Here is a 19,529-nt window from a genome sequence, read left to right on the forward strand (position 1 = left end):
CGCAGGTAGATGTATGTGTATCGAACATCTGTTCATATATTTTCTGTGAACAGAGAGCCGGCAATCGCAGCTCTTATAAAAAACGGGCGCGAACCGAGGTCCGCGCCCGTAAATGTCGATGCCCGAAGGCTTACTTGCGCATCAATCCGCCGCGCTCGTCGATGGCATCCCAGAAGGCATCGGCAAAGCGGGGGTCGCTTGCGGCCATGAGGGCGTTGGTGGCCATCCAGCCAGAGGGAGTGCCGGTGTCGTAGCCCGACAGCGGGTCAATGACGACGGCATACATGGCCTCGCGGTCGAGCGAACGGGCCATGGCGTCGGTGAGCTGGATCTCGCCGCCCTTGCCGGCCTGCTGATCTGCCAGCAGGTCCATGACCAGCGGGCTCAGCAGGTAGCGACCGACGATGTACAGATTGGACGGAGCCGCCTCGGGAGCGGGCTTCTCGACCAGACCGCCGATGCGCCAGACAGCGCCCGGCTCTGCATCGGCAACGTCCTCGGCACCCTCGAGCGAACCGACGCGCTCACCGGCGATAACGCCGTAGCGGCTGACTTCCTCGGGCGAGCAAGCAGCGACGGCGATAACCGAAGCGCCACCGTGCTCCTTGGAAACGGCGAGCATCTTGTCGCAGATGTCGCGGTTAGGCACAACGTAGTCGCCCAGAAGAACCAGGAAGTTCTCCCCTGCCACGGCGTCGGCGGCAGAGCGAATAGCATGGCCGAGGCCCTTGGGCTCGTACTGATAACGGAAGTCGACCGGCATACCGCCAGCGTGGGCGACGGCGTCGGCATAGGCGTTCTTGCCGCGCTCGCGCAGCAGGTTCTCGAGCGAGCGATCGGGCTGGAAGTAGTTCAGTAGCTCAGGCTTACCGGGAGAAGTAACGATGATGGCGTCGTCGACCTCCTCGGGGTCGAGTGCCTCCTCGACGACGTACTGAATGACGGGCTTGTCGAGCACCGGCAGCATCTCTTTGGGCGTGCACTTGGTGCCAGGCAGAAAACGCGTGCCAAGACCGGCGGCGGGGATGATTGCCTTCATGTTATTCAAAGATCCTTTCGCAGGCGCAAAAGCGCCCCATGCGTGCGGCACACAGCCGCAGACCAAATTGCGATACCCAAGCATCTTACCGCTGGAACTATATGTCGCTACAAGGCAGAGACAATTCTTCAGCAGGTCAACGCAAATTATTGCTCGAATGGTGCAATTTTATTGCCCAACGGCAGGGCACCCGATACGACGCAAATCACAGAACATGGCAGTTTGAGCAACCGATGCCGAGGGACCGAAAAACAAAAAAGACGGGGCTCGCAATGCGAACCCCGTCTGCAAAGAAATCTGGCGAGAAAGCCTGATTACTTGAGGGTGACAGCAGCGCCAGCAGCCTCGAGCTTCTCCTTGGCAGCCTCGGCGTCCTCCTTCTTGGCACCCTCGAGAACAGCCTTGGGAGCGCCCTCGACGACCTCCTTGGCCTCCTTCAGGCCAAGGTTGGTGAGCTCACGGACGGCCTTGATGACCTGGATCTTGTTGTCGCCGAAGCCCTCGAGCACGACGTCAAACTCGGTCTTCTCCTCGGCCTCAGCAGCGCCAGCAGCGGGAGCGGCGACAACAGCGGCAGGAGCAGCGGCGGAAACGCCGAAGGTGTCCTCGATAGCCTTAACGAGCTCGGAAGCCTCGAGAAGGGTCATTTCCTTAAGAGCATCGATGATCTCATCGGTGGTAAGCTTAGCCATTTCTAAGTCCTTTCGGTTTCCGTGTCTGTGCACGGAGATCAGTTAAAACACGGCGCGAATGCGCCAGGGGTGCGGCGTTGCCGCCGCGGGTGAAAACAGCGACTAGGCTGCCTTCTGCTCGGAGACCTGCTGGATCGAACGAGCGAGACCAGAGGAAACGCCGTTGACGCAGACAGCAATGTCGCGAGCGAAACCGGAGATGAGACCGGCGATCTGGCCGAGAAGCTGATCCTTGGTGGGCAGCTCGGCGATAGCCTTAACATCATCAGCGGAAACGGCCTTGCCGTCGGAGATACCGCCCTTGATCTCAAGGACGCCCTTGGACTTAGCGGAGAAGTCCTTAAGGGCCTTAGCGGCCTCGACCGGCTCGGTCTCGTAGAACACATAAGCGACGGGGCCGGCGAGGATCTCGTCGATCTCGGGCTGCTCCTGGTTCTTGAGAGCGATCTTGACCAGGTTGTTCTTGTAGACCTTCATCTCGGCGCCGCACTCGCGAAGCTGATGACGCAGCTCCTGAGCCTGCTTAACCGTCAGACCGTTGTAGTTGACGACGAACAGACCGGCGTTCTCGGCGATACGGGACTCGATCTCTGCAACCTTGTCGATTTTGTACTGCTGGGGCATGAATTACACCTCCTCGAATTCTTTCCGGGCACGGTCCGCCACAAGGACGTGACGGGGGCATGTCCAAAAAGAAAGCCCCCGCGCTGCATGAGCGACGGGGGCGAGAAGACATATCTACTCGACCACCTCGGCTGGCGGGATGTCCCATTAAGCTCGCGGGCGATGCCCGTTTGCACCGGCTGTCTCTGGCAGCGGATTCGTGCGTGAACCGAAAGTATTATGGCGGGGACCCCGGCGTCGGTCAACGGGCACGAGGATTCGCACACAAACCCTGCATACGCTCCGGTCGGGAGGGGCAGGGCGAGTTTTCCGCTCGGTCAAGTCCTGGGCTCGCACGAAGGCCACATTAAGTGGCCTTCGGCTCGTGCGGAATCTACGGAAAACTCGCCCTGCCCCTCCCGACCGGAGCTACGTTGCCTTTGTTGCGAATCCTCGTGCCCGTTGGCCGGTGCGCCCCACGCATAACCCTTAGGTCGGTGGGCTGATGGGTTGGGTCCCGTTGGGCTACAGGGTTGAAAGGAAGGTGGACAGGCGGCGGAGGCCTTCGTCTAGGTCTTTGTCGGAGACGCAGTAGCTTAGGCGGATGTGGCCTTCGGTGCCGAAGCAGTCGCCCGGGACTAGGGCTACGTTTGCCTCTTCGATGGCTTTGATGCAGAAGTCTTCGCTGGTTAGGCCGAACTTTTTGATGCTCGGGAAAGTGTAGAAGGCTCCTGCGGGCTCTACTACGTCGAGGCCCATGGCGTTTAAGGCTGCGAGTACGCGTTCGCGGCGGGCTCGGTAGACTTTGAGCATGGGGGTTGGGTCGACGGTCAGGGCTCGGGCTGCGGCGTCCATTTCGAAGGAGACAGCACTCGATACTAAGTATTGGTGAGCCTTTGCGATCTCAGCGATGACGGGGGCTGCGGCTGCGAGCCAACCCAAGCGCCAGCCGGTCATGGCCCAGGGCTTGGAGAAGCTCTCGATGACCACCGTCTGGTCGCGCAGCTCCGGATGGCGCTGGGCAAAGCGCTCGTAGCCATCCACATAGACCAGACGGTTGTATACGTCGTCGCAGACTACGTAGATGCCCGCCTGCTCTGCCACGCGCGCCACGGCGTCGAGCGACGCCGTGTTGAGGATGCAGCCCGTAGGATTGTTGGGCGAGCAGATAACGATGGCCTTGGTCGCCGGGGTCACACAGGCGCGAAGCGCATCCTCGTCAATCTGAAATTGCGCAGGCTCCGTATCCAAAAAGACCGCTTTGGCGTGATTGGCTACGACGATGCTCTCGTACAGGCCAAAGGCCGGCGTGGGAATAATGACCTCGTCGCCGGGGTTGAGCATAGCCATGAATGTTGCCGACAGGGCCTCGGTCGCGCCATCAGTCAGGATGACCTCATCGGCGGAAAGCTCCAGACCCGCGTCACCCATATATTCGGACAGCGCCTCGCGCAGGGCGGGGCGGCCGTTGTTGGGCGGATAGTGCGTGTCGCCACGGTCCAGCGAGGCGGTTACCTCGGCGCTAATCACATCGGGCGTGGGAAAATCGGGCTCGCCAAGCGCAAGCGCAATGCACCCCGGGTGCTGGGCGGCGAGCGCGTTAATCCGACGGATGCCGGAGGGCTTGAGCGTGGCAAGCGAGGTATTCATGGGCAGACGCATGGCGTTCCTTTCGTAAGGGTTGCACTAGGATAGCGCGCCCAGCGCCACCAGACGGTGTAACCTAAACGGAAACGAGCCGGAAAGGAGATGGCATGGAGACGACCGCGCGCGGCGATGTACCAAAAACACTGCACACCATTGCGTATATCAGTATTCCCGATAGCGCCGATCTTGAGTTTTTGCTCTGGGACCTTCAGGATGCCATCGCAGCCTATGCGCAGCTTTCCGGCACCGCACTCCCCCATCCAGTCGACTTGAAGGCGAATAGCGCCGATACCGCCGATGGCATCGTGCTCGCCGTTGAGGATATGCCCGATGACGAGGCAGTGACAGACATCGAGAAGGCACTCAATCGCTTTGGCGATACGGGGACGCGCGTCTATGTCGTCGTTCAGGCCATCTACGAGCGTACCGAGGGGGCGCGCATGCTCATCGAGCGCCTGCGCCAAGCTTGCGAACTCCGTAGGCTAACGTGGTGCGGCGGCGTTATCGCCTGCACCGGCAGCGGCATCGCGGCGCTTCGCCATTCCCCACGCATGGGCCTCTTGCGCCGACCATTTTCGGAAGCGATGGATAAGCTTGTGGGCGCCGTGCGCATAGGCTGCTCCATTGAGCATGCGCAGCTGCTGGGCGGTGGCAATGCCGGTAGCGTCGATACCGACGGCATGGTGCGCGCTAGGCCTGCTGTGCCCGCGCTAATCTGGCGCGCCATCATCAAACGCCTCGGCGCCCATACTCAATCAGATATCTAAATTACAGGGCGCCCCAGTCAATGGCTTCGTGCCAACGCTCAACAAGGCGCTCAAGACGCCAAGCCGCATTGGCAGGACTTGTCGAGGGCAGGACGATGGCGGGCAGCCCGGTGCGTTCTTGTAGATAGCGCTTGTAGAGCCGGCCAGCCGTACCACCGTTGCATATCACCTGCTCAATGGGAGCTGCATCGGTAATGCGCCCGATATGTGCCGGTACAACGTTGCGAATGCTCGCGTCACTCGAGCCCTTAATGTCACAACTCTCGATCACATCCCACAGGGCTACGCCGCCGTTAAGCAGCATGGATCGCTTGGCGGCAATGGAGACATCGAGCGTCGCGGGCTCACCGTTTGCCAAAGGATCGCCCTCGTTGGGCGGCACAGGTATACCGAGGCACGTGGCCATCACACGCCAAAAGCGATTCTGAGGGTTGCCGTAATAAAAGGCATTGGCGCGCGAAAGCACCGAGGGAAACGACCCGAGCACCAAAACGCGCGAGCGCTCGTCAAACACGGGCTCAAACCCATGCTCAATATGTTGATAGCCCTCGTCAGATACGGCCATGGGCTAGGCTCTCAACAGATAGCGCACCTCGTAGGGTGCAAGCTCAAGGGTACCCGTCAGCTCGACCGTGGGCGCATCGTCGGCAAGCAGGTCGACGAAGGACCCGTTGAGCTCGCCGGCGCCAAAGGTGTAAGGCTCACCCACGGCATTCACCGCCACGAGTACCGTCGCGCCGTCACAGGCGCGCTCGAACAGCAGCTGCTTGTTCTGGATCACCACGTTGCGATAGGCACCGTAGTTGAGAGCACGGGCAGCCGCGTCGTCGGCCGAGCGAAGGTGCGCAAGCTGCGTGATGAACGCCGTCAGCTCGTTGGGCGCAGGCTCATCGAGCGCAGGTCGCAGCGCCCAGTCGCCATCGGGGCCACCCTTTTCGCCGGCAATTCCCCACTCGCTGCCATAGTAGACGCACGGGATGCCCGGCATGCCAAAGAGCATGCCGTAGGCGGGACGCAGACACGACTTGTCGGTGAGGATACTTGCCAGGCGCGGCACATCGTGGTTGTCGACAAACGACAGCAGATGTTTGCCGCGGTAGATGCACCACGGATCGCCGCCAAACTGGCGGTGCAGCGAATGGGCGATCTCGAACATGTTGACCGAGTTAAAGCTGGAGTACAGGCCCTTGTAGCACTCGTAGTTGGTGCAGGAGTCGAGTATCTCGTCGTTGACGATTTGGTTGTAGTCGCCGTGGAGCGTCTCGCCGATCAGCACAAAGTCGGGCTTGAGCTCACGGGTAAAGACGTGCAGGCGGCGCATAAAGTCGCGGTCGAGCATATAGGCAACGTCCAGGCGCAGGCCGTCGACGCCAAAGACCTCGGCCCAGCGGCGCACGGACTCGAGCAGGTAATCGACCACAGCGGGATTTTGCAGATTGAGCTTCACAAGCTCAAAATGGCCTTCCCAGCCCTCGTACCAAAAGCCATCGCCATAGCAGGAATCGCCATCAAAGCTAATGTGGAACCAGTCCTTGTACGGCGAGTCCCACTTGCGCTCCTGCACATCGCGGAAGGCCCAAAAACCGCGGCCGACGTGGTTGAAGACGGCATCGAGCACCACGCGGATGCCATGGGCATGCAGCGTGTCGCATACGGCGGCAAAGTCGGCGTCCCCACCCAGGCGACGGTCGATATGGCGCAGGCTGCGTGTATCGTAGCCGTGGCTATCAGATTCGAGCGGTGGGTTGATAAGCACAGCGCCAACGCCGAGTTCCTGCATGTAGTCGGCCCATTGGGCGACCTTCATGATAGGAGCATCGGGGTTGGGCGCGGCGTTGGCAGCCTGGGCGAGCTCATCCTCGGCAACGGGCGCGGCGTTTTCGCGCGGAGCCCCGCAAAAGCCCAGCGGATAGATCTGATAGAACGTCGTCTCGTATGCCCACATAACAGCCTCCCGGGTAACTTTCACGCAACGCCATCCATTGTATGCCCGCCGCGCATCCCCTCCCCCAAAATAAGTTGCGGTGGAATAGTTCCTGCTTGGGCCTTCAAAGGCCTTAAACAGGAACTATTCCACCGCAACTGATGAGGGGACGTGGCTAGGCGACGGGCTTGGCGCGGCGGATGGCTGGGAACATCACCGTGATGGCGAGGATAACGCCCACGACGGCAATCGCCCCGCCCACAAAGCCGATCCAAGCGATACCGGGACCCGAAACCACGGCGCCGCCGATTGCGGTGCCCGTGCCGATACCGAGGTTAAACAGGCCCGAGAAGATCGACATGGCGACGGCCGACGAATCTGCCGACGTGCACTTGATGAGCTCGGCCTGAAACGCCACGTTAAAGGCCGTGGCGCAGCAACCCCACAGTGCGCAGACGGCAAGCACTGTCACGAGCGAAGATGCGGCCGGCCCCATGAGCAGCAGGGCCACCGGCACGCCGGAGAGCGTGATAGCCAAGAACGGGAAGCGATGCCCATCGAACAGGCGGCCAAACAGCCAGCTTCCGAGCAAACCAGAGCAGCCAAACGCCGTCAGCGTCATGGTAATGGCGCCCGCATCGACGTGCGCGACCTGCGCCAGGAAGGGCTCGATATAGCTGTAACTTGCGTAATAGCCGGTCGCCATGAAGACCGTGACTGCGTAGAGCGCGATGAGGAGCGGGTTCTTGAGCAGCTCGGGCAGCTGTTTGACGGTAAAGCGCTCACCCGCCGGCATGGCCGGGAACACCGCTGCCTGGTAGACGACCGCGATGGCTGAGAGGCCCCCGACCACGGCAAACGTCATGCGCCAGCCCACGGCCAAGCCAATGGCGCGACCGAGAGGCAGGCCAAAGATCTGCGCGATGGACGAGCCCGTGGCGATCATGCTGATAGCGAGCGCCCCGTGGCGTGTGTCAACCAGGCGCGACGCCATGATCGAGGCGACCGACCAGAACACGGCGTGCGCGCAGGCAACCACCAGGCGCGCGCAGACTAAGATGGGATAGGTCGGCGCCAAGGCGGACAGGAACTGGCCCAGCGAGAACACGGCAAGCACGCCCAGCAGCATCCGCTTGAACTCGAAACGCGAAGCGAACACCATGAGTGGCAACGACAGCAGCATGACGCCCCAGGCATAGACCGAGATCATGATGCCCGCCTGGGCCTCGGTGAGCGAGAACGACGCGGCGATATCAGTCAAAAGGCCGATGGGCATAAACTCCGACGTGTTGAACACGAACGCACAGCAGGTGAGACCGACGAGTGGGAGCCACTGCCTGAGCGTGATGCCGTCTTGCCTTGTCTGAGTCATATATAACGTCTCCAATCGTTTTGAGCGGAGGCGATTATATAGCAACGGCCCCGCATCCGTCAGTACAGAAGCGGGGCCGAAAACAATTCGATACACAGAGGTTGCGCCGTCAATTCATAACTAAGCCCACCCCAGCAATATGCCCGCCGAATGCACGACAAACGCCACGATCCAGGCAACGGCGACCTGAAACGCGAATACGGCCACGGCATAGCGCGCGCCCAACTCGCTCTTGACGGCGCCGATTGCCGCCACACAAGGCGGGTACAGCAACGTAAAGACCAAGAACACGTAGGCGGTAAACGGCGAAAACATGGTCGACAGCGCCGCAGGCGACGTTGCGCCCAAAAGCACCGTGAGCGTCGAGATGACGCTCTCCTTGGCAATGAGCCCCGTGACGAGCGCCGTCGAGGCGCGCCAGTCGCCAAAGCCGAGCGGGGCCAACACCGGCGCGATGATGCTACCCAGACCGGCAAGCAGGCTTTGCGACTGGTCGGCGACCACGTTAAAGCGGATGTCGAACGTCTGAAGGAACCAGATGACCACGGTCGCGGCAAAGATAATGGTAAAGGCCTTGGTGATGAAGTCCTTGGCCTTATCCCATGCCAGCATCACCGTCGTCTTGACGCTCGGCAGGCGGTAATTGGGGAGCTCCATGATAAACGGCACCGGGTCGCCCTTAAATGCCGTGCGGTTGAGCACCAAAGCCGCGACGCAGCCGACCACGATACCGATCAGATAGAGCGAGACCATGGCGGGAACCGTCGCCTGCGGGAAAAACGCCCCGCACAGCAAGCCGTAAACCGGCAGCTTGGCTGAGCAGCTCATAAACGGCGTGAGCATGACCGTCATCTTGCGGTCGTGCTCGGATGGGAGCGTACGGGTCGACATGATAGCCGGCACGGTGCAGCCAAAACCGACGAGCATGGGCACAAAACTGCGGCCCGACAGGCCAAAGCGGCGCAGCACTTTATCCATGACAAAGGCCACGCGCGCCATGTAGCCGGAGTCTTCCAGAATGGAGAGGAACAAGAAGAGCACGACGATAATCGGCAGGAAGGTCAGCACGCTGCCCACGCCCGTAAGCACGCCGTCGACAGCCAGCGAGCGCACCACGTCGTTGGTGCCGAACGCTTTGAGACCCGCATCGGCCGAGGCGATGATGGCAGCGATACCGTCCTCCATAAGTCCCTGCAACGCCGCGCCGATCACGCCAAACGTCAGCCAAAAGACGAGGCCCATGATCACCAGAAACGCCGGAATGGCCGTGTAGCGACCCGTCAGGATGCGGTCGATCTTGACGGAGCGCACGTGCTCGCGGCTCTCGTGCGGCTTGACGACGCAGCGCCCGCACACGTCGCCGATAAAGCTAAAACGCATATCGGCCAGCGCAGATAGGCGGTCGGTGCCGGCCTCGCCTTCCATCTGGGTAATGATGTGCTCGATAGCGTCGAGCTCATTGCGATCCAGGTGAAGCGCCTCGGTTACCAGCTCATCGCCCTCGACCAGCTTGGTCGCCGCAAAGCGCACCGGGATGTGCGCCGTCACGGCATGGTCCTCGATCAGGTTGGCAATGCCGTGGATGCAGCGATGCAGCGCACCGCCGTCCGGACCGTCGGGCGCGCAAAAGTCCAGGCGACCAGGGCGCTCGCGGAACCGCGCCACGTGCAGGGCGTGGTCCACCAACTCGCCGATACCCTCGTTGCGGGCAGCGCTAATGGGAACAACGGGCACGCCCAACAGGCTCTCGAGCAGGTTGACGTCCACGGCGCCGCCGTTGGCGGTCACCTCGTCCATCATGTTGAGCGCGATGACCATGGGGCGGTCGAGCTCCATAAGCTGTAGCGTCAGGTACAGGTTGCGTTCGATATTGGTGGCGTCGATGATGTCGATGATGGCGTCGGGGTTTTCGTCAAGGATGAATTGACGGCTCACGATCTCTTCGCCCGTGTACGGCGACAGCGAATAGATGCCAGGCAGGTCGGTAACGCTTGCCTCGGGGTGGTTGCGGATGGTGCCATCTTTGCGGTCGACCGTCACGCCGGGAAAGTTACCGACGTGCTGGTTGGAGCCCGTCAGCTGGTTGAATAACGTGGTCTTGCCGCAGTTTTGGTTGCCGGCGAGGGCAAAGTGCAGCGGCGCGCCCTCGGGCACGGCCGTCTTTGCCGCACGGGGCGAATACGTCCCCTCGCCCAGGGCCGGATGCTCCGTCGTGCCGATTGCGGCGTTAGCGCGCGGACCCGTATCGGTGTCGTGAATACCCACGAGCTCGATGCGAGCGGCATCGTCCTTGCGCAGTGTCAACTCGTAGCCACGCAGGCGGATCTCGAGCGGATCGCCCATGGGGGCGTACTTCATCATGGTGACTTCGGTGCCCGGCGTTAGACCCATGTCCAAAATATGCTGTCGGAGTGCCTGATCGTCCGATGCCACCGATGCGACAACGGCGTCCTTTCCAATCTCGAGTGTATCGAGCCTCACGTCCGCGTTCCTCCCCCGGCGCCCACAGGGCGTTGTATTTATGTTCACCATGGCTAACCGTTTGCCATGGCTAACCAATTTTAAGCTTACATGATAGCGTGAACACACAACGACGTTCAATCAGCAGATTGGCGCAATGGGGACAGGCAGGAGAGTTCAGGGCCATAGTTTCCCGATGAGGCCTCTCGGGGAAACTACATCCCAGAATTCTGGCTCGAAACGGGATATGGTTTCCCAAACAGGCCTCTTACGGAAAATGCATCCCGGAATCCCCACTCGAAACGGGACGCACTTTCCCAGTCGAGGCCCTATGGGAAACTGCGTCCCACCTTGAAAGGCAAAACTGGGACGCAGTTTCCGGGCGGGGCATCAAAAACAAAGTTGCGGTGGAATAGTTCCTGGATGGACTGGTTGATGCCCCAGATAGGAACTATTTCACCGCAAGTTATTGAAGGGCTGGGATGCCGAGACTCTTACAGATGGCGCTCCAGGAAGCGGAAGGCTAGGCGAATCCAAGGGCGGACTGCCACCTGCTTGTCCTCGTTGTCGACCGCGGTGTTGGCGTTGCCGAGCGAAAGGCCGTGACCGCCCTGGTCAAAGACGTGCATCTCGCAAGCGACGCCCTCCTCCGCCATGCGTTGGGCAAACGGATAGACCTGCGCGATCGGCGCCGTCTTGTCGTCGGACACGCCCCACACAAAGGTCGGTGGCATCTGACGCGAAACATGCGTGGTGGGGCAGATGTCGGCCAGATGCTCGTCAGTTGCCTCGCCACCCGTCACCATCGACAGATAGTCGTTGAGCAAATCGCGCCCCGTCTTGCCGCCCGTCTTGGGCACGCGCAAGTCAATGCGCGGATCGCGCGTCTGCATGTCGCGCACATAGGCAAAGTCGAGCAATGGATAGCCCAGCACCACGGCATCGGGACGAATGTCGTCCGGACGCGCCCCTGCCAAGCCCGCGAAGGGACCAGTCTTCCATTGCGTTGCCAGCGAAGCGCAGATCATACCGCCCGCCGAGAATCCCACGACGCACACGCGCTTAGGATCGACATGCCACTCGTCGGCGTTGGCGCGCACCGTGGCGACCATCTTGGCAAGATCTGCCTGGGGGTGCGGAAAGCTCACGTCACCCGTAGAACTCGTGACATAGTTGAGCACAAAGGCCTGGTAGCCGCGATCCAAAAATGCAAACGCCACCGGGTCCTGCTCGTGCGGAGCGATATGCGTAAACCCGCCTCCGCCGCAGATGATCACCGCGGGGCGGCGGCCATTCGGTTTATCGGGCAGCGGCTCGGCACCCAAATACGTAAACGTCGCCGGATATTCCTCGGTCGGCTCCTCGCCCCACAGCGCATGGTTCTCGACAATCATATGTGCTCCCTTCGCGCAAATTATGCGCCCTTGTTTTTCGCCTTCAAGCGTACCCCACTTGAACCCGTGGCGCAGAAACACTCCGGCAATAAGTTTCCCTTCAACTGATATATCACATAATCCCAGTTCAGAGGTATCGTTGAGCAGCGTAGAATAGGGGCGTTGACCAAGCCGCGAAACACATGTGAAACGTTTCCGGCAAACCAAACGCGCGATATGCGCCTATTTAAGTTGGAGGCAACTATGGGTCTGCTCGATTCGCTTAAGTCCACCTTCACCTCGACCGGCGAGGCGTCCGTTCCGCCCGCAGCAAGCTTCGCTACCCGCGAAGGCGTCATCTATGCCCCCGTCAACGGCGTGCTCGTCAACCTGAACGAGGTTCCCGACGAGACGATCGCCTCGGGCATGCTTGGCCAGGGCTATGGCATCGAGCCCATTACCGGCACCATCTATGCGCCCGCCAACGGCCGCATCGGCGCCACCACTGTCACCAACCACTCCATTGGCATGATCACCGAGGACGGTCTTCGCGTGTTCATCCATGTTGGCCTGGGCACCGTGGAAATGAACGGCAAGGGTTTTGCCCGCTTTGTCGAGATGGGCGATGTGGTCAAGGCAGGCCAGCCGCTCATCAGCTTCGACCGCGAGGCCATTAAGGCCGCTGGTCACGAGGACATCGTGACCGTCATTGTCTCCGAGCTCGATCGTCTTAAGAGCATCGACCATGTCGGCGAGTCTGGAACGCTTATTGGCGGCAACCCGCTCGTCAAGCTTGGCGACCCGCTGCTGGTAGCCAAGACCAAGTAGCCAGGCCCCGCGCCACACAGCCAAAAGACACCTCGTCAAGTGCCCGCGACCATTTGGCCGCGGGCACTTTTCGTTTGAAAAACCATCCCGCCAATGCCTTATCTGTATAGCCCAAATGAGCCGAGCTGCTAGAATATCGAACTGTATGGATAACTATCATTCAACCGTTATGGGAGGATACGTGAACCGCACCAAAATCGCGCAGCTCTATGCTGATGCCGAGTCGCTCGGCGGCCAGACCGTCACCGTCGCCGGCTGGGTCAAGTCCGTCCGCGACATGAAGAACTTTGGCTTTGTTACGCTCAACGACGGCAGCTGCTTCCGCGACCTGCAGGTCGTCATGAACCGCGAGGCACTCGACAATTACGACGAGATCGCCCATCAAAACGTCTCGGCCGCACTCATTTGCACCGGCACCGTCAAGCTGACCCCCGATGCGCCCCAGCCTTTCGAGCTTTCTGCCACCTCCATCGAGGTCGAGGGCACGAGCGCCCCGGATTACCCGCTGCAGAAGAAGCGCGCAACCGTCGAGTTCCTGCGCACCCAGCAGCACCTGCGCCCGCGCACCAACCTGTTCCGCGCCGTGTTCCGCATCCGCTCTGTCGCGGCTGCCGCCATCCACCGCTTCTTCCAGGAGCAGGGCTTTGTCTACGTCAATACCCCCATCATCACCACGAGTGACTGCGAGGGCGCCGGCGAGATGTTCCGCGTGACCACGCTCGACCCCAAAAATCCGCCCCTCACCGAGTCCGGCGAGGTCGACTGGAGCCAGGACTTCTTTGGCAAGCATGCAAGCCTCACCGTGTCCGGCCAGCTCAATGCCGAGAACTTTGCCATGGCCTTTGGCGACGTGTACACCTTTGGCCCCACCTTCCGTGCCGAGAACTCCAACACCACGCGCCACGCCGCCGAGTTTTGGATGATCGAGCCCGAGATGGCCTTTGCCGACCTTAACGACTACATGGATAACGCCGAGGCCATGCTCAAGTATGTCCTCAAGGACGTCATGGCAACCTGCCCCGACGAGCTCAATATGCTCAACAAGTTTGTGGACAAGGGTCTGCTCGAGCGCCTGGACCATGTCGCCAACTCCGACTTCGCCCGCGTCACCTATACCGAGGCCGTCGAAATCCTGGAGCAGGCCGTCGCCGCCGGTCACAAGTTTGACTATCCCGTGAGCTGGGGCATCGACCTGCAAACCGAGCACGAGCGTTTCCTGACCGAGGAACACTTTAAGCGACCGACTTTTGTGACCGACTACCCGGCCGAGATCAAGGCCTTCTACATGCGCATGAACAACGACGGCAAGACCGTCGCCGCCGCCGACTGCCTGGTGCCGGGCATCGGCGAGATCATCGGTGGCTCCCAGCGCGAGGAGCGCCTGGATCTGCTCGAGGCCCGCATCAAGGACCTGGGCATGAATCCCGAGCAGTACAAGTACTACCTTGACCTGCGCCGCTACGGTTCCTGCAAGCACGCCGGCTACGGTCTGGGCTTCGAGCGCTTGGTCATGTATCTGACCGGCGTGGGCAACATCCGCGACGTCCTGCCGCACCCGCGCACCGTGGGCAACGCCGACTTCTAATCGTCGGACGCTAGCTCGCGTCGCCACACGCCAACGCTCATCGCACAAGCGCCTCTCGACATCGGTCGAGAGGCGCTTTTTTCAACAGCATCCGTCAAGCTTTTGGCAAGTTTTTGGTCAGTTGAGCAGGGCTGTTGAAAACTCAACCCGCCGTTTGCCGACGGCTACCGACCGCCCAGAGCGCCCTGCGCCCCTGGGAAAGCCCCGCGTCCTAGGCTCCATACCGTCGCCACCCAAAACGGAAAGGACGTGGGCACCATGACCGAAGCCGCTGTTGAAACCTACGACACCACGACGAGAGGCGCCGCCTCGATGGCAGCCTATCGCGCCGTTCGTATCCTGCAGCTCTTGAGCGAAAACACCGGCGAAGACATGGCCATGCTTTCCGATGAGCTGATCCGGCGCCTCGCCCATCCCGACGACCCCGCCCGCATGCCCATCTCGGCGGCGCGGCGCAGCATCTACACCGCCATCTCCGCGCTTCGCCATGCCGGATACGAAATTGAGTACAAACGCGGCGTGGGCTACAAACTTCTTACCCGCCCGCTCACCGATGAAGAGATCATCCGGCTCCACGGTATGGTCATGCGCAACCGCTCCACGCCTATCGCTATCCGCAAGAGCATGGCGCAGCACTTAGTTGCCATGGCGAGCGCCGACGTTCGCGGCTACCTCGATACACCCGAACCCGCTCCAAGCGCAGGCAGCAAGGCTACCAAGGCAACACGCACGCCCATCAAGCGCATCGACACGTGCGAGCTCGTCGAGCAGGCCATCGACCACGGAACCACGGTGAGTTTTGATATTTCGAGCGTCACGACACGCGGCGAAACCGAAGCAGCACGGATGACACTCCGTCCCTTTGCCATCAGGCAGCGCGATGGCATCTCGTATCTGCTGGGAACGGTCTACGACGCCCGAGGCACCGACGATACGCTGCGCACCGTCGAGATCGCCCGTATGAGAAACGTCAGCACGCGCCTGCTCGACGGCAAGAAGCTCTTCGCCGCCCTGGACGAGGACGACGCCTCCTCCGCCGCATAAGACCCTCCGCCGCCCATTCGACTACCCGTACCGCCCATCCGATTCTGTATTAAAAAACCCGCCAGGCTGTTGTAAAAATGGACATCAGCGCTACTATAGTTCCACTTGCACTTTGTCCCAGTGCAGTGTTTCCAGCCATTTTTATACTGGGGGTAATGATATGAAGGACATCACCATCAGTCGCAGGAGCCTTCTGGTCTCCGCCGGCCTGCTCGCGCTCGCCCCGCTCGCCGGGTGCGGCGGCAACTCTGGTTCCGGCTCTGCTGCCGCCGGTTCCGACTACACCATCGGCGTTCTGCAGCTCACCGAGCACTCCGCACTCGATGCCGCCAACGACGGCTTTGTCAAGGCCATCAAGGAGAGCGGCCTTAAGGTCAAGATCGACCAGAAGAACGCCCAGAACGACCAGTCCACGTGTAAGTCCATTGCCGACAAGTTTGTGGGCGACAACGTCAACCTGATTTATGCCATCGCCACGCCCGCCGCGCAGGCTGCCGCCGGCGCCACGGCCGATATCCCCATCGTGGGCTGCGCCATCACCGACTACGCCGCCTCCGGCCTGGTCCAGGACAACGACAAGCCCGGCACCAACGTCACGGGCGCTTCCGACCTCACCCCGGTCGCCGAGCAGCTCGAGATGATGCAGAAGGTCCTGCCCGACGTTAAAAAGGTCGGCCTGCTCTACTGCACCGCCGAGTCCAACTCCGACGTCCAGATCAAGGCCGCCAAGAAGGAGCTCGACAAGCTGGGCCTCGAGTACACCGATTTCACCGTCTCGAGCTCCAACGAGATTCAGTCCGTCGTCGAGTCTGCCGTGGGCAAGGTCGACGCGCTGTACTCCCCCACCGACAACACCATCGCCGCGGGTGCCTCGCAGGTCGGCCAGATCTGCAAGGAGAATAAGCTCCCCTTCGTGACCGGCGAGGAGGGTATGTGCATGGCCGGCGGCCTGTTCACCCTCTCCATCAACTATAAGGACCTGGGCTACGCCGCGGGCGAGATGGCCGTTAAGATCCTGAAGGGCGAGGCCAAGCCCGAGGATATGCCGATCAAGCACCTCTCGAGCAAGGACCTGGTCGTCGTCAAGAACGACGAGATGGCCGAGGCCCTAGGCATCGACCTTTCCGCTCTGGACGAGTAGCGCCATGCGCGGTAACGCGTCTAGGGCCCGCACGCGCGCCACAGCCGCGTTATTCAATATCTGAGTCCTTGGGGCGAACGCTAAAGACCGGCGTTCGCCCTGCTTGTTTCGGATGAGACAAAACATCCGTCCGCAGCTCTTTTATGCACTGGTACCGCTATTATGGAAAATCACGTGTCCACCCTATCCTAGGAGGTATGAAGCATGCTCATTGCATTGCAGGGCGCCGTTTCGCAGGGCGTCCTCTGGGGCATTATGGTGCTTGGCGTGTTTATCACGTTCCGCCTGCTCGACATCCCCGATATGACCTGCGACGGCAGCTTTGCCCTCGGCGGCTGCGTCTGCGCTGTACTCATCGTCAATAACAACGTCGACCCGCTGCTCGCCGTGCTGGCTGGCATGTGCGCCGGCGCCATCGCGGGCGCCGTCACGGGCATTCTGACCACCGTCTTTGAGATTCCCGCGATCCTCGCCGGAATCCTCACCCAGATCAGCCTGTGGTCCATCAACCTACGCATCATGGGCAAGTCCAATACGCCCATTCTTGCCAAGGGCACCGTGTTCTCGGCCGTCAGCAATATGACCGGTCTGCCGCAGTCCACCGTTGCCATCATCTTGGGCATCCTGCTCGCCGTGGCTATCGTTGCCATCCTGTATTGGTTCTTTGGCACCGAGATAGGCTCGGCGCTGCGCGCCACCGGCAACAACGAGTACATGATCCGCGCTCTGGGCGTCAACACCAACTCCACCAAGATGATCGCCCTCGTGCTCTCCAACGCCCTCATCGGCCTTTCGGGCGCGCTCATCTGCCAGAGCCAGAAGTACGCCGACATTGGCATGGGCACCGGTGCCATCGTTATCGGTCTTGCCGCCATTGTTATCGGCGAGGTGCTCGGCCGCCTGCTGCCCGGCGGACTCACGCAGTTTAGCGTCCGCCTAGCCTCTGCCGTCTTTGGCTCCGTGGTCTACTTCCTTATCCGCGCCATCGTGCTGCAAATGGGCATGGACGCCAACGACATGAAACTGCTCTCCGCCGTGATCGTCGCCGTGGCCCTGTGCGTGCCCGTGGTTTGGGAGCGCTATAAGCTCCGCAGCTCCTACACGAAGGGGGATGAGGCAGATGCTTAAGCTCTCGCACGTCAAGAAGACCTTTAACAAGGGCACCGTCACCGAGAAGCGCGCGCTCACCGGCGTCGACCTCACCCTGAATGACGGCGACTTTGTAACCGTGATCGGCGGCAACGGCGCCGGCAAGTCCACGCTGCTCAACATGATCGCCGGCGTGTACCCGCTCGATTCGGGCGTTATCGAGCTTGACGGCACCGATATCTCGCGCCTGAGCGAGTCGCAGCGTGCCAAGTACCTGGGCCGCGTGTTCCAGGACCCCATGCGCGGCACCGCAGCCGACATGCAGATCGCCGAGAACCTGGCCCTCGCCAAGCGCCGTGGCCAGCGTCGCGGTCTTTCGTGGGGCGTCACCAAGGCCGAGAAGGACGAGTACGTTGAGCTGCTCAAGCGCCTGGACCTTGGTCTGGACACGCGTCTCAACGCCAAGGTCGGCCTGCTCTCGGGCGGCCAGCGCCAGGCACTCACCCTGCTGATGGCCACGCTCACCAGGCCGCGCCTGCTGCTGCTCGACGAGCACACCGCGGCCCTCGACCCCAAGACGGCCTCTAAGGTGCTCAACCTGACCGAGGAGATCGTCGACGAGAACCACCTGACCACGCTCATGGTCACGCACAACATGAACGACGCCATCCGTCTGGGCAACCGTCTGATCATGATGCACGAAGGCCACGTGATCTACGACGTGGCGGGCGATGAGAAGAAGTCGCTCACCGTAGCCGACCTGCTGCAGAAGTTCGAGGAGGTCTCGGGCGGCGAGCTCGCCAACGACCGCATGCTGCTGAGCTAAAACCTGCCAAAAAGGGACAGGTTTATTTTGGTAGGTTTTATCTGCGCAAACGTCAAAACCGCCGCAAAGGGACAGACGCCCTTGCGGCGGTTTTCGCATATTATGTCGATAATCCAGCGTCAGCAGGAACTACTGGTTAAGGACTAAGGAAACTGCCACGAGAAGCTCTCTTCCCCGTCTCGCCTTGACCGCCGCACTCCTTGCCGGCGTGCTCGCCGGCGCCCCAGCTTACGCCACCGCGGCCACCCCATCTCAAGTTATCGGCCCGTCCGATGTGATCGGACGGGCTTCTTGGTGGGTATCATGGTTGGACGATCATAAGGAGGTTTTCCCTACATGGAATTGTTTGAGCCGATTCTTCATTTCTTTGAGCAACGGTGGGTCCACAACATCATCTGGGCCGTCATCTTGGCGATAGGCACCGCCGTCGCCGCCAAGGTCGTATCCAAGACCCTGAACCATCTGCTTAACCGAGACGATAACCCGCTTCCGGCATCGAGTATCTTCATCAACATCGCGCGCGCCGTCATCTGGATGATCGGCGGCAGCTTTATCCTCGACAACTGCTTTGGCATTAACGCAAACGCGCTCGTCGCCGCTCTTGGCGTCGGCGGCATCGCCATCTCGCTCGGCTTTCAGGACACGCTATCAAACCTTATCGGCGGCATGCAGGTGACCTTTATGGGCATCATCAAACCCGGCGACAATATCGAGGTCGGCGGTGTGTCGGGCGTGGTCCAAGACATCACTTGGCGCCATACAACGATTGAGGATGCCTGTGGACAGACCATCATTGTGCCCAACTCCAACATCTCCAAGAACACGCTCGTGCATTTGATGCCCTTTGGACGCGTGGCCGTGCCCGTTGCCGTAAAGGACACGTCTAAGTGGGCTTCCCTTGACGCGCTGGCAGACGAGCTCACGAGCGCAACCAAAACGGCCGTCTCGCCCATCTCGGGCTTTGACAAGGAGCCCTACGTGCTCTTTAGCGAAATCGGCGACTTTGGCATCAAAGGAAAGATCATCTTTATCGTCAGCGACGACAGCACTACTTTCACGGCAGCCGACGCCTGCATCCGTGCCATCGCCCCCATCATCGCCTAACCCGCCAAAAAGGGACAGGCACCTTTGTGGTGGTT

17 protein-coding genes are annotated in these 19,529 nt (G+C 60.9%); 8 read left to right on the top strand and 9 right to left on the bottom strand.

The genetic code is table 11. From position 1 onward, the window contains the following. Positions 1-130: 130 nt before the first annotated feature. The 4 genes from AQ996_RS00990 to AQ996_RS01005 all read right to left on the bottom strand — a co-directional run bounded on the left by AQ996_RS00990 (position 131) and on the right by AQ996_RS01005 (position 3,996). The gene (locus AQ996_RS00990) at positions 131-1,039 is read right to left on the bottom strand and encodes a UTP--glucose-1-phosphate uridylyltransferase (RefSeq protein ID WP_055250255.1); all 909 of its coding nucleotides are present in this window, start codon (positions 1,037-1,039) and stop codon (positions 131-133) included. A gap of 314 nt (positions 1,040-1,353) precedes the next feature. Beyond that, a complete protein-coding gene (gene rplL / locus AQ996_RS00995; RefSeq protein WP_006235005.1) occupies positions 1,354-1,731 on the bottom strand; it encodes a 50S ribosomal protein L7/L12 in 378 nt (125 codons plus the stop codon). Positions 1,732-1,833: 102 nt separating this feature from the next. Continuing rightward, positions 1,834-2,355: a 50S ribosomal protein L10 gene (rplJ, locus tag AQ996_RS01000; protein WP_055250258.1), complete on the bottom strand. Its 522-nt coding sequence runs from the start codon at positions 2,353-2,355 to the stop codon at positions 1,834-1,836. Between the two features lie 504 nt (positions 2,356-2,859). After that, entirely contained in the window at positions 2,860-3,996 is a 1,137-nt protein-coding gene (locus tag AQ996_RS01005) for a pyridoxal phosphate-dependent aminotransferase (RefSeq protein WP_055250259.1), read from the bottom strand. Between the two features lie 92 nt (positions 3,997-4,088). On the opposite strand from AQ996_RS01005, the gene AQ996_RS01010 reads away from it, so the two are divergent. Beyond that, entirely contained in the window at positions 4,089-4,748 is a 660-nt protein-coding gene (locus AQ996_RS01010; protein ID WP_055250261.1) for a hypothetical protein, read from the top strand. A gap of 1 nt (position 4,749) precedes the next feature. On the opposite strand, the gene AQ996_RS01015 is transcribed toward AQ996_RS01010, so the two are convergent. The 5 genes from AQ996_RS01015 to AQ996_RS01035 all read right to left on the bottom strand — a co-directional run bounded on the left by AQ996_RS01015 (position 4,750) and on the right by AQ996_RS01035 (position 11,898). Continuing rightward, on the bottom strand, positions 4,750-5,313 hold the full coding sequence (locus tag AQ996_RS01015) for a DNA-deoxyinosine glycosylase (RefSeq protein ID WP_055250263.1): 564 nt from the start codon (positions 5,311-5,313) through the stop codon (positions 4,750-4,752). Positions 5,314-5,316: 3 nt separating this feature from the next. Beyond that, positions 5,317-6,693 (bottom strand): alpha-amylase family glycosyl hydrolase, encoded by a 1,377-nt coding sequence (locus AQ996_RS01020; protein ID WP_055250265.1) that lies wholly within the window; start codon positions 6,691-6,693, stop codon positions 5,317-5,319. Positions 6,694-6,847: 154 nt separating this feature from the next. Next, a complete protein-coding gene (locus tag AQ996_RS01025) occupies positions 6,848-8,044 on the bottom strand; it encodes an MFS transporter (protein WP_055250267.1) in 1,197 nt (398 codons plus the stop codon). 120 nt (positions 8,045-8,164) lie between these two features. Then, entirely contained in the window at positions 8,165-10,525 is a 2,361-nt protein-coding gene (feoB, locus tag AQ996_RS01030; protein WP_055250268.1) for a ferrous iron transport protein B, read from the bottom strand. 473 nt (positions 10,526-10,998) lie between these two features. Continuing rightward, entirely contained in the window at positions 10,999-11,898 is a 900-nt protein-coding gene (locus tag AQ996_RS01035; protein ID WP_055250270.1) for an alpha/beta hydrolase, read from the bottom strand. 243 nt (positions 11,899-12,141) lie between these two features. On the opposite strand from AQ996_RS01035, the gene AQ996_RS01040 reads away from it, so the two are divergent. The 7 genes from AQ996_RS01040 to AQ996_RS01070 all read left to right on the top strand — a co-directional run bounded on the left by AQ996_RS01040 (position 12,142) and on the right by AQ996_RS01070 (position 19,494). Further along, positions 12,142-12,705, top strand: a complete 564-nt coding sequence (locus AQ996_RS01040) for a PTS sugar transporter subunit IIA (protein ID WP_040359007.1) — start codon at positions 12,142-12,144, stop codon at positions 12,703-12,705. 181 nt (positions 12,706-12,886) lie between these two features. Beyond that, positions 12,887-14,290 (top strand): asparagine--tRNA ligase, encoded by a 1,404-nt coding sequence (gene asnS / locus AQ996_RS01045; RefSeq protein WP_055250271.1) that lies wholly within the window; start codon positions 12,887-12,889, stop codon positions 14,288-14,290. 258 nt (positions 14,291-14,548) lie between these two features. Then, positions 14,549-15,334, top strand: coding sequence for a hypothetical protein (locus AQ996_RS01050; RefSeq protein WP_055250273.1), 786 nt, complete (start codon positions 14,549-14,551; stop codon positions 15,332-15,334). A 160-nt stretch (positions 15,335-15,494) separates the two neighbouring features. Next, positions 15,495-16,475, top strand: coding sequence for an ABC transporter substrate-binding protein (locus AQ996_RS01055; protein WP_055250275.1), 981 nt, complete (start codon positions 15,495-15,497; stop codon positions 16,473-16,475). Positions 16,476-16,679: 204 nt separating this feature from the next. Beyond that, complete coding sequence (locus tag AQ996_RS01060; protein ID WP_055250277.1) at positions 16,680-17,603, top strand: ABC transporter permease; 924 nt, start codon at positions 16,680-16,682, stop codon at positions 17,601-17,603. Next, positions 17,596-18,390 (top strand): ABC transporter ATP-binding protein, encoded by a 795-nt coding sequence (locus tag AQ996_RS01065; protein WP_055250279.1) that lies wholly within the window; start codon positions 17,596-17,598, stop codon positions 18,388-18,390. The genes AQ996_RS01060 and AQ996_RS01065 overlap by 8 nt, the downstream gene beginning before the upstream one ends. A gap of 336 nt (positions 18,391-18,726) precedes the next feature. After that, positions 18,727-19,494, top strand: a complete 768-nt coding sequence (locus tag AQ996_RS01070) for a mechanosensitive ion channel family protein (protein ID WP_055250280.1) — start codon at positions 18,727-18,729, stop codon at positions 19,492-19,494. The last annotated feature ends 35 nt before the right edge of the window (positions 19,495-19,529 follow it).

Source organism: Collinsella aerofaciens (assembly GCF_001404695.1).
Lineage (GTDB): Bacteria > Actinomycetota > Coriobacteriia > Coriobacteriales > Coriobacteriaceae > Collinsella > Collinsella aerofaciens_E.